Below are 14,777 nucleotides of genomic sequence, written 5' to 3'. Positions count from 1 at the left end.
TCGGCGGCAGATCGCGGCTGCTTGTGCGAGGATCGAAAGTGCCGCTGATCAGGCATAATTTCCGAAGAGCGGATGACGGTTGGGAAGCTGAAGTTGTCAAGTGGTGGTTCACAGCGCTTCACTGCACCTCACTTTCGCTAGATTTGGCGGCTCGGTGAGTTCCTGTGAAGCCAGGTGAACTCCAATTTGTGGCGATTAAGCGGAGACTTCGGAAGTGACTACGAGCGTATGGACGCGGCGGGTCGCCGGTATCGCATCTCGACCTTCCCGTCATCCTGGGCCTCGATCGAGACGCTCGAATCGAACGACGCCCGCCCGGCGTCCTGATCGCCGATCGACTCACGTTCATGTGAAGCGATCGCTTGCCCCGAGAGCTGGTGGAGCCCCCTTGGGACGCGTTGAGGGCGCGAGTAGTGTTCTGACCAGATCGCGGTGCTGCGACAAAGGGATGCGACATGCATGGAAAGCCAATCTGGTGCCGGCTCGGTTTCCACAAGTGGGTGCTCCGGCGTGAACCCGACGTGGAACCCTACTTTGAATGCGCCCGTTGTTCGAAGGTGCAGGTGACGGCGCCGCGCCCAACCGATCTCGGCGGGGGCTTCTGATAGCGGTAGACACCCAGTCAGAGCGGATGACGGGAATCGAACCCGCGCTATCAGCTTGGGAAGCTGAAGTTATCCAGTAGTGGTTCACTGGGCTTCACCAGGGCTCACGAGCCCCGGAATCACGGGGAAGTGTGAACTCGGGTGAACCAACGTGATGCCGAAATTGTGACTATTAAGTGACTACGAGCCGAGCCACGAGTGGTGCGATCAGCCGCGGACCTCCTCGAAGGTTTGGGTCGGTCTCCGCCCGAGTTATCGGCTCAGTGTGTAGCGGCAAGCACCACGCCGAAGGCAAATACGCCGCCAGACCCGTCAGGAGTGCCGTCGACAAGATGAGTAGCGGACCTGGAAGAGCATTCGAATCGGCGCCGGTGAGGGTCGCTGTTCTACGCGAACACCGACCCAGGACTCGTCAACCTCTTCGTCGACACCGCGCAGCACTGCATCGCCTCGGTCGACCCGGTCGAGTTCTACGAGCGGTACGTCGACCGTGTCACCGGGTTCCACTTCAAGGAAACCCGACACCGCGACGTGATCGGCGACTACCGCCGCCGTCCGTACTCCGAGATCATGGCCGGGACCACCCCGCGCTGGTTCCACGAGATGGGCGACGATGGCGGACTCGGGAGGGGATGACGGGAAGCGAAGCGCTGCTAGCCGATGAGCGAGTCCAGCCACTCGAGTGGCTTCCGGTCTTCCCGGGCGCCGACGGCGGCCGCTCCTGACTCGAAGATCAGGGCGATGGTCACCGCGCCGGGATCGAGCACGCCCCTGGCGAGTTCGCCGACGTAGCTGGCTCGGCCCCGAGATGCGACAAGATCGGCAGTGGATTCTGCACCAGCTCGCGCTGCGAGTGCTGCGGCGGTGAATGCGGCCGGCAGTGACGCGCCCTGGCCAGCGGACTCGCTGAGCGCATCGGCTGCGGGCGACAGGGCGTCGATCATGGTGTTGTCGCCGACCTTCGCTCCGCCGAGTTCCTGGATGGTGGCGAGTCCGGTCGCGACGCCGTCCGCGAGTTCGGCGGCGCTTGCTCCGGTGAGGGAGGCCGACCGGGAGATGTCTCGGAACCACATGCCGAACAGAGGGCCGCTTGTTCCGCCGGTTGCGAGGAAGCCGCGCGAGGTGGCGCCGAAGACCGTCGCGAAGCTCGCGATCTCGCGGTCGGGGAGCGCGTCGGTGGCACGTCGCAGGGCGGAGGCGATGTTCGTTCCGAAGTCGCCGTCTCCGGCGAGCCGGTCGAGCTCAGTGAGCCGATCTTGCGCTGCGTGGAAGTTGTCGGCGAAGTGGGTGATCCAATCGAAGGCGATCGTGCCGGAGATGGAGATAGTCATGGTGCTGGTCATTCCTTACCAGGTCAGGTTGGGGGTGCGGACGGGGGCGTCCCAGGCGCGAACGAGTTCGTCGTCGGCGCCGGTCAGGGTGATGGACGCGCCGTGCATGTCGAGCGAGGTGACGTAGGAGCCCACGAGCGATCGGGCGATGGTGACGCCGCGGTCCTCGAGCAGTCGGTAGACCTGGCGGGCGATGATCGAGAGCTCGAGGGGGTACGTGCCGCCCAGCCCGTTCACGATCGCGACGACCGACTGACCGCGCTTCAGCCCAAGATCCGCCGCCAGTGGGGAAACGAGTTGCTCGACGAGTTCATCGGCCGAGGCGAACGGGATACGGGAGGTGCCTCGTTCGCCGTGAATGCCGACGCCGAACTCGACCTCGTCGGGAGCGAGCTCGAACGCGGCCCGTGATTCACCCGGATGGGCGCAAGCATCCAGCGCCAGGGCGAGACTCCGGGAGCGGGTGACGACGTCACGCCCGCGAGCGGCGACGGTGGCGAGGTCGGCGCCGGCCTCCGCGAGGGCTCCGCAGATCTTCTCGACGGTCACGACGGCGGCGGTTCCGCGTCGACCCGGGCCGTCGCTTGCGCCGTCGGAGGCGAGGTCGTCGTCGACGATGACCGCCTCCATCGGGATGCCGTCGTCGCCGACGAGCTCGGCCGCGATCTGGAAGTTGAGGACGTCTCCCGTGTAGTTCTTCACGATGTGCACGACTCCGGCGCCGCTGTCAGCGATTCGGGTGCCGGCCTGCACCTGCTCGGAGGTGGGGCTTGCGAAGACGGCTCCACAGACGGCGGCGTCGAGCATGCCGGTGCCCACGAAGCCGGCGTGCAGTGGCTCGTGCCCGGAGCCCCCGCCGGATACCAGGCCTACCTTGCCGACGGCGGGAGTTGCCCGTGAGACCACGTTGGCGGTGGCGTCAAGAGCAAGGAGCTTCGGGTAGGTGCGCACGAGGCCGTCGAGGGCTTCCGCGATGACGTCGTCGGGCCGGTTGACGAACTGGCGGCGGGTGGTGGTGGTGGTGGTGAGTGTGGTCATGGTGTCTCCTGTCGTTGCAACTGCGGAATGGGGGGTATCGGTGGAGGAGGTGAGGGCTTGGAATAGGAGTGCCGTGGATGCGGCCCCCGGGTCGAGGTGGTCGGCGCTGCGTTCGCCGAGGTAGCTGGCGCGGCCCTTGCGGGCGATCAGCGGGATGGTTGCGTCCCGCCCTTTCGCGGCCGCGCTGGATGCTGACCGCAGAGCATCCTGCAACGGTGCATGATTCGCCGCGGCATGCGTCAATGCGTCGATTGCCGGAGTGAGGGCGTCGACCATCGTCTTATCGCCGGTCTCGGCGCGGCCCAAGGCGACGACACCGGCGAGGCCGGCTCGAAACGCTCCCGCCAGGGCTGAGGAATCGAGTTCCCTGGCGGAACCGATGTGGCGCGCCATCTCGACGAACATCGTCCCGTAGAGAGCACCGGCAGCCCCGCCGACCGTTGAGACGAGCGTCATTCCGCATTTGCTCAGCAACTCGCCCGCGTCGGCGGGAGTGTCATCTCGGAGCCGCTGTCGCAGTGCGGTGGTTCCCCGTGCGAGGTTGACACCGTGATCGGCGTCCCCGATCGCGGTGTCGAGCTCGGTGAGCCAGGCGAGATGGCGGCCGGTAAGGTCATCGAAGCGCTCGATCCAGGCAGTAAGGTCTGCGACGGTGAGGAGGTCATCCCAGCGCCCGCCGGCCTCGACATCAGACACGAACGTCCTCTTCGACCGGTGCCTCGGTGGGGATGGCGCGGTCGGCCCTGGTGCGTGAGATCACTCCGAACAACAGCCCGGCGGCGACACCCGCGGCGAGCTCGGCGAGCACATAGACGGGCCACTGTTCCCAGTGCACGGTGCCGCCAAGGAATTGCTGCACGAGCATCGGCCCTGACGTGCGCGCTGGGTTGATCGAGGCGCCCGTGGCAGGTGCGATGGGGATGATCGCGGCGAAGACGACCAAGCCGATCACGACACCGGCGAAACCTGGGGCGGCCTTGCGGTGGATCACACCGAAGACAGTGAAGACCAGGATGAACGTGCCCAGGAACTCTGCGGTGAAAGCCTGCCAGACAGGGATGTCTCCGTACGACGCGACGCCGAGGCCGACCTCGCTCGCCTGAGGCCCCAAGCTGCCGACGATTGCGAAGGATCCGGCGACCGCGCCGAGCACCTGGGCGACGAGGTACCCGGGAACGTCCCGCCAGGCGAACTTCCCTGTCACAGCGAGAGCGATCGTGACGGCCGGATTGATGTGGTTGCCCGAGATGTACCCGAATACGTAGACGGTGGCGATGACGACGGTGGCGAAGGCGAGAGAGATGAACCCCAGACTCGCCATCGTGAACGGTGCGTCGCCGTTGATGATCAGAGCAGCCGGAACCGATCCGACGCCGATGAACACCAGGAAGGCTGTGCCGAGGAATTCGGCGGCCAGTCGCTGCCAGGTTCTGTTCTCGTCCATGTAGCTGTTCTCCTTTGAACTTGATCGACTGCTGATCTTCGTTGAACGCAAACTCCCGACTTCCATTCGACATTGTCGAACTCAATTCGGTAATATCGAATAATGCACCGTCATCCAAGAGATGTCAAGAACTCCGCGAGAATGGGCATGGCACGCGCGACGGCGGGCAAAGGGAGTACGCAGTGATCCAATCGATCGACCGGGCGGCGAAGATCCTCTCGCTGCTGCAGGGCGCGCGCCGGCTGGGCATCTCCGAGCTGGCCGCCGCCCTCGAGCTGCCTCCGTCCACGGTGCACGGCATCGTGAAGTCGCTGCAGTCGCACGGACTCGTGGCCCAGGAACGCGCGGGCAACCGCTACGTCCTCGGGCCGGCGCTCGTCAAGCTCTCGAGCGTCTACCTCGACACGCTCGACGTTCGGGCCCGCTCCATCCGTTGGATGCACGACCTCTCGCGCAACACCGGGTACGCCTCGCGACTCGGCGTCGAGCTGTTCGGTGAAGTGCTCGTCATCCATCACGATCGACGTCCCGACGGCTCGGAACAGATGCCCGAGACCGGCGTCACGATTCCCAGCCATGCCTCCGCGCTGGGGAAGGTGCTGCTGGCCTACGACCTCGATCATGCTCGGGACGCGCTCAGTCGTCCCTTGGGGACGCTGACCGGTTACACCATCACCGATCCGACACAGCTCGAGGAGGATTTCGAGCGAATTCGGCGAGGCGCGTTCGGGTTCGAGGCGGAGGAGGCCGTCATCGGAGAAAGCTCCGTTGCCGCCCCGGTCTGTGACGGAACCGGGGGTGTCGTCGCCGCAATCTCAGTCGTCGTCCCGGCCACGGAGTGGCCCGTCGAGAAGTCCGTGCTCACCCACCTTGGTGACGCCGCGAGGAACGTCTCCCGAGAGCTGGGCGCACCGAGCTGGTCCCCTGCATCGGCTTAGAGAGTGTTCCAGCGCTTGAGGTTGACTCAACAGGAAGTGAGCAGCGCCACGAGTCGATCGTCGGCCCCTCAGTTCCAAGAAACGAGCTGTCTCGGGCCGTGAGTTTGAGAACAATGTGGCGAATAAGTGACTACAAGCCACGTTTTGCCATCGAAAACCGGGGCTGGAGGAGCTCTAAAACCCCTGATCAGAGCGGATGACGGGAATCGAACCCGCGCTATCAGCTTGGGAAGCTGAAGATATCCAGTAGTTGTTCACTCGGCTTCACCAGCACTCACGAGCCCCGGAATCACGGGGAGGCGTGAAGCCGGGTGAACCAACGTGATGCCGAAATTGTGACTATTAAGTGACTACGAGGGGCAACGCATGCGCTACTTGGTTTCGTTCGGGTGGTGGGTGTGAACCTGCTCAAGGTAGACCACTTGACCTTCGACGTAGAACCAGATTCGTGCGTCTCCCTTGGCCGTCGGCTTGTGCTGCCAGCGCTCGTGTCGGACGCCGTCGCGCATGATCATTCCGAGTTCTCCTCGGAGGGGATAGTTCGTGGGTGTGTTCGCCAACGGGGTGCGTGTCAGGAAGTCCCAGGCGTCCGTGAGCGGGCCGCGGATCGTGGCGCGGAGGTCGTTCCAGCCGCGTTGCGCGGATGCGCTCGCGAATCGGATTTCGTACTCACTCTTCTTGGTGGGTCGTTCGACCTTGAGGTTTCTGGCCATGCTTAGGGACGTTCGACCGGTTCGCCGTCCTCGAGCCACTCAATCGTGGCGTGACCCAAGCCGGCAGCGATGGCTGTTGCCGTTTCCTTCCAGGCGGTCAGTTCCGCGACCGCAAGGTGTGGCTGTCCGGTCGCAAAGGAAGCGCGCGCGGCATCGACAAGGTCCTTTGCGCACTGGACCTGGTCCTCGGCGCTGAGCGCGAGCATCCAGGGGAAGCTGTTCGACATCCGTTCTGCAAGGGATCCGCGCTCGTCCGTGGCCACCGCGATCAGCTGTGCTGCGAACTGGAGGAGCTGCTCTCGCGCGTCTGCCTCGCGTTTCGACATGAGCACCAGGTCTTCGCCGTCGCGGCGCGTGACTTCGACGGGGTGGTCTTCCGCCGCGGCGAAGACCTTCGGTGCGTGGCGGCTCAGGTCGGACGACTGGAAGGTCCGACCCGACCGAGATTGAGTGGCGGCAGGCATGGATCAAAGCATACTTCAGAATACGTTCAGATTTGCTGGTGCGTCTGAACGTTGTGCGGAGCCTGCTGCGCTATGAGTTCACGGCTCTATCGACCCAGGGCGATGATCGCCCGGGTCAGTTTTCCTTGCTTAGCGCGTCGCCGTCGTCAGAGGAACGGTCGCGGTACGCACCGACCGCGGGCTCGGCAACGGGGTCACCTCCCTGGTCACCGACCACCACGGCACCCCGATCGCAGCGATCCCGAACGGCGGCCACCCCGGCTGCGACTTCGATCAACCGGCTCTACACCGATCCGTTCGGCGCCACCCGTGGGAACTCGGATGCCACAACCGTGCCCGGTGATAGCCAATTCCTCGGGAAGACCCGCGACGGACCGGGTGCACCAAGAATATGCTTAGATCGCGCCCTAGCGGGGTGTCAACCGTACGACAACGCATTCAAAGTCTCGAAGGCCGTCGATCCGTAGTTCACCCTCCTCCACGAGGAGCGAGGTGGCACCACCCTGAGGTGGCTCTCCCCAGTCCGGTGGATCAGCGTGTGCTCAAGGCTCAAACCGTCGGCGGACCGCAGCGCGGTGACAATGCGGGTCACGTGTCCGACACGCTCAACCACGTGGTCCGCTGGGCGAAATCGGGAGGTGGAAGGCGACCACCGCATCGTGCGTCCTTGCCCCCACCCGCCTGTCGCAGCATCGCCCCGTAGCGATACGTGCACCAACGGATCTAGTGAGCGCGTGAGCGGGTTGCCGGCCCCAGGTCGAGTTGCCATGTACGTCTCGTCGCCGATTCCACTGCGCGCCGTTACTGGCTGAACCGAAGTAGGACGAAGCACGAGTCCCACGGATTTCGGTTGCAGTCCGCGGGCTCCACCACCCGGCGCGGAGGGCGCCGAGCGCCACTGCCACGGCAGTGAGGTTCACGAGCTCTCCCCCAAGGAACCAGGGCAGGTCGACGCCGACGCAGAGAGCGGAGTCGATCTGGGTCGGTGCCAGCACGCGGAACGCGCCGAACCACAGGAGCACCAGGGATGCCACGAGGGCGAGTGCCCACGTGACGACGACGACCACACGCTTCACTCGACTCCCTTGTCAGCGCCCAATCTGTCTCAGCGCGAGCGCGATCAGGTGTCGTGGCGGACGGCCAGCGCGACGTAGCAGACTGCGCCAAGGAACGAACACCGATAAAGATACGATGTATCCGCTCAAGATCGGCAGACATACAGAAGGGGAAGCCCGTCGGTGTGCGGATACGCCGCGATGTGGCTCAGATCCGCGAATCATTCATTAGATCTTTTGGATAGAGTGGATACCGCCCGCATCGAAGCGAGGCTGAAGATCGACTGAGGAGCGGGCATCGTGAGCGTGCGAACAGGGTTCTGGAGTTCCTCCGTTGCACCCGACTGGGAATACGGACTCGTCGCGGGCACCGGGACGATCGGCGCCGTACTCTCTGGCGATCCTGTGCGGCACACCGTCCACGTCTGCCACGAGGAATTCTTCCTCCCGGTGAACTCCGCCAAGCCGGCGCCAGCTATTGCGCCTCGCATCGCCGAGGTTCGCGCGGCGGCGATCGTCGGCGATTCGGACGGCGCTGCCGAACTCACGGCCGAGCTAGCGCGCGCCGACGGATACGACGGCGCCATGGTCTGGACGGACCCCTTCGTCTACATCGCAGCGATCGACTGGATTCCGGACTCGAGCGAGTCGACGCGCGACTATCGGCGCGCCGGCGACTTCACCACCGGGCGGGTCGAGACCGCGTGGTCCGACGCCGGCGGTGGTCGCAGCGGCATCGCGCTGGTTCCCGACCGGGCATGCGGAACTTTCGCGATCGAGCTGTCGTCTGACACCGAACTGTCCGGGGTTCTCGCCGTCGGCTTGGGCGACGACGCCCGGGCCGAGAACGAGTATCCTGCCATCGACTACAACGCCTACCTGCACCCGGCCGTCGCGTCGTTCGAGGGAACACGAGTGACGCTCGACGTGCGGGTCGATGAGAGCACGCTCAGCTCGTTCGTTCGTGAGTACCCGCCGAGTCCCTCCCAACCAGACCATGCGCGGCTCACCCTCACCCTTCCGAGCGGAGTCGACGCCGAGGCGGCGCCTGGCGGCGTGCGTCTGCGGGCCGCGGGAGGCGCGGCCGTCGTGCTCCAGGTAGCGATCGAGCTGTTCGGCGGCACCATCGCTTCCGCCGAGCCGACGGGCGAGTCGCATGAGTCGCTGTTCGGCGCGTCCTCGCTCGACCTGCACAGCGGCGTGGACGAGAGCGTCGCGTACGACACCGTGCTCGAGCTGGCGAAGGCCGGAGACCCGGCGGCGACACTCGCGGCGGTCGAGCTCGCGTTTGCCGCCGGACGGCACACGATCATCTCATCAACCGGCGTGCTCCCGCCGACGCTGGTCGGAATCTGGCAGGGCACCCGGCGACCAGCCTGGTCTGGCGACTGGACCCAGAACGGCAACGTGCAGCACGGCGGGGTTGCGTCGCTGGTCTCCTCGGGCACTCCGGAGCTGTTCACCTCGTACCTGCGCGCGATCTTCCGCCATGTCGAGGACTACGCCGACAACGCCGAGCGTGTATTCGGAGCTCCGGGATGGTTGCTGCCTGCTCGATTCGATTCGCACGGCCATGCCAATCACTTCGCGACGGCGTACCCGCACCTCTATTGGATGGCCGGTGGCGCGTGGGCGCTACGGATGGCCTGGGACCAGTTTTCGGCTACCGGCGACCTCGAGCTACTACGAACCTACGCCTGGCCGCTCGCGCAGAACGTGATGGCCTTTGCGGTCGCCGTCGCCGAGCTCGGCGAGGATGGGACGCTGCACCTTGCACCGTCATACTCACCGGAGAACACCCCGGCCAATCGCCCGAATCCGATCGCGGCGGACGCGACGATGGACGTAGCTTCGTTCCGAGATGCCGCGCGCATCGCCGCGCGCATCGCCGGCCGGCTGGGAGCTGAGGCCGACCTCCAGCGGTGGCGCTCCCTGGCGGACGGACTGCCGACCTTCCGGGTCGCCGCCGACGGCACATTCTCGGAGTGGCTCAATCCCTCGTTCGAGGAAGAGCTCGGTCATCGGCATGCATCGCAGCTCTACCCGTTCTGGTATGAGGACGACCCGGCGGCGTCCAGTCCTGAACTGCGGGCGGCCGCGCGCGAGACCATTCATCGCAAGCTCGCGTGGCGCGACGAGCGGCCGTGGGGCGGCCGGGAGGGGCGGATGGAGATGGCGTTTGGGCTGGTTGGGCTCGGACTCGCCGCCGCCCGACTCCGTGACGCTGACGCTGCTCGGCGCTGCGTGGAGTCGCTGGCGAGCGACTTCTGGCGTCCCAATGCGGTGTCCACCCACGATGGCGGAGCGATCTTCAACGTTGACGCGAGCGGGGGGCTCCCGGCGCTGGTGATCGAGATGCTCGTGCAGTCCCAGCCCAATCGTCTGTCCCTCCTTCCCGCCCTGCCGGAATCCTGGGGTCGAGGCACCATCCGCGGCGTGCGATCGCGAGGCGGCGTGGTCGTCGAGCGGCTCGACTGGGATGAGGACGGTCTCGACGTGACGCTGCTTGCCGCGCCCGGTTCGTCGGCAGCGCGTGATGGCGATCTCGTCGAGGTGGCCGGCCCCGACGGCACGACCGTGCTGATGGATTTGTCCAGGGGTCCGGTGACGGCCCACATCCCGCGGTCCGCAACTGCGCAAACGAAATCAGGAGAACCACACGATGGGTGAACGCAGGCGAGCACTGGTGGTGCGCGGTGGATGGGAAGGTCACGAGCCGGTGCAGACCACCGATTCAGTGATTCCCTTCCTCGAGCGCAATGACTTCGACGTGCGCGTTGAGGAGGGAACGAGCGTCTATGCGGACGAGGAGACGATGCGAGCGACCGACCTCATCGTGCAGGTGAACACGATGAATACCATCGCGGATGCGGAACTCGCCGGTCTCGTCGGCGCAGTGGTCCGTGGGACGGGCATGGCCGGGTGGCATGGGGGCATCGCGGACTCGTACCGCAACAGTGCCGACTACCTCCAGATGATCGGTGGCCAGTTCGCGCACCACGCCGCGGTGCCAGCGGCGGAGCGGCTAGGCGAGCAGTCCGACAACTACCTCGACTTCCGGGTCTCGATCGTCCCAGAGCAGCGCACTCATCCCATCGTCGAGGGACTCGACGATTTCGACCTGCACACCGAGCAGTACTGGGTGCTCTCCGACGCCTACAACGACCTTCTCGCGACGACGCAGATCGTGCACAGGGACTTCGACGCCTGGCACAACTCGTTTACCGCGCCCGTGGTGTGGACACGCCTCTGGGGCACCGGCCGCATCTTCGTGTGCACCGCCGGCCACAAGCTCAACGTACTCGAGGAACCGTCTGTGCGCACGATCGTAGAAAGGGGACTGCTGTGGGCGAGTCGATGAATGAGGGTGCCGGGACACCATTACGGGTGGGACTGGTCGGGGCCGGCTTCATCTCACGGATGTACTTCGACACCCTGAAGCGCATCCAAGACGAGGTGCGCCTGGTGCGCATCGCCGACGTGGATCTCGCACGCGCGGTCGAGACGGGTGCCGCGCAGGGGGTGCCCGGCGGCAGTGTCGACGAGCTCCTCGCCGACCCCGAGGTCGACGTGGTGCTGAACCTCACCATTCCGATGGCGCACGCCGAGGTGGCCACCCGGTCGCTTGAGGCGGGAAAGCACGTCTACGGCGAGAAGCCCCTGGCCGTCACCGTGGCAGAGGCCCGGTCAGTGCTCGACCTCGCGCAGCAGCGTGGGCTCTGGGTCGGCTGCGCACCCGACACGGTGCTCGGCACGGGCATCCAGACCGCGCGTCGCGCCGTCGATGACGGGATGATCGGCCCACCGGTGGCGGCCACCGCGACGATGGCCATCCCCGGGCACGAGGCGTGGCACCCGAATCCCGATTTCTACTACGCGCCCGGCGGCGGCCCGCTGTACGACATGGGGCCCTACTACCTGCATGCGCTGATCACGTTGCTCGGCCCGGTGGCGCGAGTCTCGGCATCCTCGTCCCGACCGGTGACGGAGCGCGTCATCGCATCCGGTCCGCGGGCTGGCGAGCGGGTGCCCGTGCTCACCGACACGCACATCACGGGGCTGCTGGAGCACGTCGACGGTGCGATCACCACCCTCACGATGAGCTTCGACACCGTGGGCACACGCACTCTTCCGATCGAGGTGCACGGGGTCGAGGGATCGCTGCTCGTGCCCGACCCCAATGAATTCTCGGGGACCACGTCACTCAAACGTCGCGGCGAAGACTGGGTGGAGCTGCCGATTTCGGCCGGCTACGAGAACAGCGCTCGCGGGTTCGGCCTGCTCGACTTCCATCGCACTCCTGCCGGTGAGGCGCCGCGTGCGGATGCCGGGATTGCCTTCCACGCGCTCGAGATCATGGAGAGCATGATGCGGTCGTCGGTCGAGGGCGCACGCCTCGATCTCGGGGCAACGGCGGGGCGGTCCAGGCCCGTCCCCCTCACGTCGATCTGAGACGAGTCATGCGCTCCGTGGATCGGGTCCGGGCGGCGCTGGCCGGCGCGCGCTGAGCGTCAGTTCGCCACGAGGTCGACCGAGGTCGAACCCAGCCCGGCCGCCGTCGCTGTCACCGTGATGCTCCCGCTCCCGGACGGGCGGACGACGGCGAGCGCGCGCCCATCGTGCAGCGTGTGCCGAGCATCCGCGAACGACTCCTCGGTCGACATGACCGCACTGCCGAACCCCTGGAGCGCACCCGGCCCGTCGACCCGCACCTCGACCTCAACGTCGCCGTCGGTAGCCCTGACCCCGCCTGCATCGACCAGTTCGACCACAATGAACGCCAGGTCCCGACCGTCCCCACGTAGTGCCGTGCGCTCTGCGGTCAGTGCGAGCCGGCGCCTGCTCTCCGCCGTCCGCACGGCGGTTCGCTCGGCGGCGACCCCCTCGCGGATTGCGACGGCCTCGAGGCTGCCCGCGGTGTACTCGACGGCAAACAGCGCCCGGTAGCGGTGGCCGGGCCCCGCAGGCTGTCGTCCGAGCGATCGACCATCGATGAACAACTCGACCTCTGCCGCGTCGCTGTAGACCTCAACCTCCAGCGGCTCGGTGCCGACGTCTGACCATGTCCACGACGAGATGCTGTCCGTCCACGACCACGGAGCGGACTTCATGGCCTTCCCCCGGGTATGCGGCCGCCGCACCACGATGTATGGCACCCGCCGCAGCCCGAACACGATCTCCCGGTAGTACGACGCGGGGCGACGTTCGCCCGTGATGTCGATGTCGCCGGCGCCGGAGGTCAGGAAAGGGTATGCACCCAGCGGCCCGCCTCCCGCGGGATCATCGCGATAGTGCATCCGACCCAGGCCTGGTTCGCCCAGATAGTCCCAACCCGTCCAGGTGAAGTCGCCGATGACATGGGAATGCTCGAGCACCAGCGCCCAGAGCCTGTCGATGTGCGTGGGGAAGGTCTCCGACCCGACGATCACGCGGTTGGGGTACAGCCGGTGGTCCAGCGCATAGCGCGAGTCCTGGTAGTTCATGCCGGCGATATCGGGGCCGCCGTAGGCCTCCTCCGTCAACTCGGTAACCGCCTCGGTGACCGCGAGGGCGCTCATCCACTCCTCGAGGCTCAGCTTGCGGCCATTGATCTCCTCGGCCTCGTCCAGCGACGCCCCGCCGAGCAGTTCCGGTTCGATGTCGACGTGACCGGGCATGACGAACAGGGCACCGTTGACCGCCGCGGTGACGTACCGGGTGGGATCCAGTCGCCGGGTCGCCGCCGTCATGCTCCTGGTCAACTCGGCACCCGAGCGGGTCGCCGCCTCCGGTATCTCGTTGCCGATCGAATAGATGATGACGCTCGGGTGATTGCGATCCTTCGCCACCATCGCCTTGAGGTCGGCCTGCCATCGTTCGAGGAACTGGTCGGCACCATCTTCGGGTGACTTGGACCGGGTCCACACGTCGGTGAGCTCGTCCATCACGAGCATCCCGAGCCGGTCGCAGGCATCGAGCATTCCGCGGCTCATCGGTTGGTGCGCGCTGCGGATCGCGTTGAAGCCGGCTGACTTCAGGATTTCGACGCGGCGTTCTTCTGCGCGGTCGAAGGTCGCGGCACCGATCACGCCGTTGTCGGCGTGCACGCAGGCCCCGCGCAGGTTCACCGGTTTGCCATTGATGCGCAGGCCGCGCGCGGCGTCGAGGTGCAGCGACCGGATGCCGAACTGAACCTGACTGCGGTCGACCTGCCCGTCGTCGCTGACCGAACTGAGGGTCGAGTCGACGCGGTAGAGGGCGGGCGAATCGACGGACCAGCGCTGTGGTGCCATCACGAGAATGCGCTGGCTGACCTCCGCGGTGCCCCCGGCGGGCACGCTCACCCTGATGGCGTCGACGCCCACGACCTCCCCCGATGGGTCGAAGATGCTCGTCTCCAGTCGCCGCATCGCCGGAACGAGTTCGGGGTTGCACACCGTCGTGACGACCTGCACGAGCGAGGCCTCCCCGTCGTGCTCGGGCGTCGTCACGGCGACGCCATCCAGCGGAATGTGCACTCGCGGAGCTATCGCGAGGTACACCGGCCGGATGATTCCGCCTCCGGTGTACCACCTCGCGTCCCGATTCGCCCGGGCCTCGACGACGATTTCGTTCTCCGCTCCGAAGCGGAGGTGTCGATCGAGGTCTACCACGATCGCGGTGGCGCCCGCGGGCTGGCGCGCGGCCAGATTACCGTTGACGAACACGGCGGCCGAGCGGTAGATCGCCTCGAACTCCAGCACGACGTGCCGGTCTCGCCATTGCTCGGGAGCGGTGAACCGCGTCCGATACTCCCAGGCCCCGGCCGGGAAATATCCCGACGCGAGCTGCGCCGGGTCGTCGACGCGCCCCGAAGCGAGCACAGCGTCGTGCGGGAGCACGACCGGCACGAAGTCCTTCGGGTCGCCGGTGTACCGATCCCGATACTCCCACTCGTGCGGATATGGCTCACGATTCATTCCGACCTGTTCCCTGTCGACATTTCCCGCCACGCTAACATCGCGGGTAGCATGTGTAAACATCTGATCTTAGGAGGTCGTGTGGAACCATGCGACATCGCGTCGATTCGGCCGCGCGAGGCCAGCGAGGGCCGCGATTTCGGCGTCATAACGGCGAAGTCGGCCGCCCGGACCGCCGGTCTTTCCGCGCGGCGGACCCGAGCGCGGTTGGTGGTCGGGGGACGAGATGGCGCGATAGATCGAATGATCTA

Annotated in this window: 10 protein-coding genes; 4 read left to right on the top strand and 6 right to left on the bottom strand. The window is 66.2% G+C overall.

What is annotated here, in order from left to right; genetic code table 11:
• Window positions 1-1,258: 1,258 nt before the first annotated feature.
• The 3 genes from dhaL (QFZ29_RS17490) to QFZ29_RS17480 are packed head-to-tail and all read right to left on the bottom strand — an operon-like array spanning window position 1,259 to window position 4,418.
• Window positions 1,259-1,936, bottom strand: a complete 678-nt coding sequence (gene dhaL / locus QFZ29_RS17490; RefSeq protein ID WP_306895476.1) for a dihydroxyacetone kinase subunit DhaL — start codon at window positions 1,934-1,936, stop codon at window positions 1,259-1,261.
• A 15-nt stretch (window positions 1,937-1,951) separates the two neighbouring features.
• Window positions 1,952-3,670 (bottom strand): dihydroxyacetone kinase subunit DhaL, encoded by a 1,719-nt coding sequence (gene dhaL / locus QFZ29_RS17485; protein ID WP_306895475.1) that lies wholly within the window; start codon window positions 3,668-3,670, stop codon window positions 1,952-1,954.
• Window positions 3,663-4,418, bottom strand: coding sequence for an MIP/aquaporin family protein (locus QFZ29_RS17480; RefSeq protein WP_306895473.1), 756 nt, complete (start codon window positions 4,416-4,418; stop codon window positions 3,663-3,665). Before QFZ29_RS17480 ends, dhaL (QFZ29_RS17485) begins: the two co-directional genes overlap by 8 nt.
• Window positions 4,419-4,600: 182 nt before the next feature.
• On the opposite strand from QFZ29_RS17480, the gene QFZ29_RS17475 reads away from it, so the two are divergent.
• A complete protein-coding gene (locus QFZ29_RS17475) occupies window positions 4,601-5,356 on the top strand; it encodes an IclR family transcriptional regulator (protein WP_306895471.1) in 756 nt (251 codons plus the stop codon).
• Window positions 5,357-5,727: 371 nt separating this feature from the next.
• Here QFZ29_RS17475 and QFZ29_RS17470 read toward each other — a convergent pair whose 3' ends face one another.
• Together QFZ29_RS17470 and QFZ29_RS17465 are read right to left on the bottom strand one after the other, a co-directional pair.
• Window positions 5,728-6,069, bottom strand: a complete 342-nt coding sequence (locus tag QFZ29_RS17470; protein WP_306895470.1) for a hypothetical protein — start codon at window positions 6,067-6,069, stop codon at window positions 5,728-5,730.
• A gap of 2 nt (window positions 6,070-6,071) precedes the next feature.
• Window positions 6,072-6,533 (bottom strand): prevent-host-death protein, encoded by a 462-nt coding sequence (locus QFZ29_RS17465; protein WP_306895468.1) that lies wholly within the window; start codon window positions 6,531-6,533, stop codon window positions 6,072-6,074.
• 1,355 nt (window positions 6,534-7,888) lie between these two features.
• Here QFZ29_RS17465 and QFZ29_RS17460 point away from each other — a divergent pair.
• The 3 genes from QFZ29_RS17460 to QFZ29_RS17450 are packed head-to-tail and all read left to right on the top strand — an operon-like array spanning window position 7,889 to window position 12,040.
• Window positions 7,889-10,258 carry a glycosyl hydrolase family 95 catalytic domain-containing protein gene (locus tag QFZ29_RS17460; RefSeq protein ID WP_306895467.1) on the top strand — a complete coding sequence of 790 codons (2,370 nt, stop codon included), beginning with the start codon at window positions 7,889-7,891 and terminating at the stop codon, window positions 10,256-10,258.
• Entirely contained in the window at window positions 10,251-10,949 is a 699-nt protein-coding gene (locus QFZ29_RS17455) for a ThuA domain-containing protein (protein WP_306895465.1), read from the top strand. The genes QFZ29_RS17460 and QFZ29_RS17455 overlap by 8 nt, the downstream gene beginning before the upstream one ends.
• A 26-nt stretch (window positions 10,950-10,975) precedes the next feature.
• Window positions 10,976-12,040, top strand: coding sequence for a Gfo/Idh/MocA family protein (locus QFZ29_RS17450; protein ID WP_306895464.1), 1,065 nt, complete (start codon window positions 10,976-10,978; stop codon window positions 12,038-12,040).
• A 59-nt stretch (window positions 12,041-12,099) separates the two neighbouring features.
• Here the strand turns inward: QFZ29_RS17450 and QFZ29_RS17445 are convergent, their stop codons facing one another.
• Complete coding sequence (locus QFZ29_RS17445; protein ID WP_306895461.1) at window positions 12,100-14,526, bottom strand: glycoside hydrolase family 2 TIM barrel-domain containing protein; 2,427 nt, start codon at window positions 14,524-14,526, stop codon at window positions 12,100-12,102.
• Window positions 14,527-14,777: the final 251 nt, after the last annotated feature.

Source organism: Agromyces albus, assembly GCF_030815405.1.
GTDB classification, from domain to species: Bacteria; Actinomycetota; Actinomycetes; order Actinomycetales; family Microbacteriaceae; genus Agromyces; species Agromyces albus_A.
Note: the sequence above shows the minus strand (reverse complement) of the source record. Positions and strands in the feature narration are given on the sequence as shown.

What these genes read in the sequence shown, in the direction of transcription:
- QFZ29_RS17480 (WP_306895473.1), bottom strand. Translation starts at nt 4,418, where the DNA reads ATGGACGAGAACAGAACCTGGCAGCGACTGGCCGCCGAATTCCTCGGC.
- QFZ29_RS17455 (WP_306895465.1), top strand. Translation starts at nt 10,251, where the DNA reads ATGGGTGAACGCAGGCGAGCACTGGTGGTGCGCGGTGGATGGGAAGGT.
- QFZ29_RS17465 (WP_306895468.1), bottom strand. Translation starts at nt 6,533, where the DNA reads ATGCCTGCCGCCACTCAATCTCGGTCGGGTCGGACCTTCCAGTCGTCC.
- QFZ29_RS17445 (WP_306895461.1), bottom strand. Translation starts at nt 14,526, where the DNA reads ATGAATCGTGAGCCATATCCGCACGAGTGGGAGTATCGGGATCGGTAC.
- QFZ29_RS17470 (WP_306895470.1), bottom strand. Translation starts at nt 6,069, where the DNA reads ATGGCCAGAAACCTCAAGGTCGAACGACCCACCAAGAAGAGTGAGTAC.
- dhaL (WP_306895476.1), bottom strand. Translation starts at nt 1,936, where the DNA reads ATGACTATCTCCATCTCCGGCACGATCGCCTTCGATTGGATCACCCAC.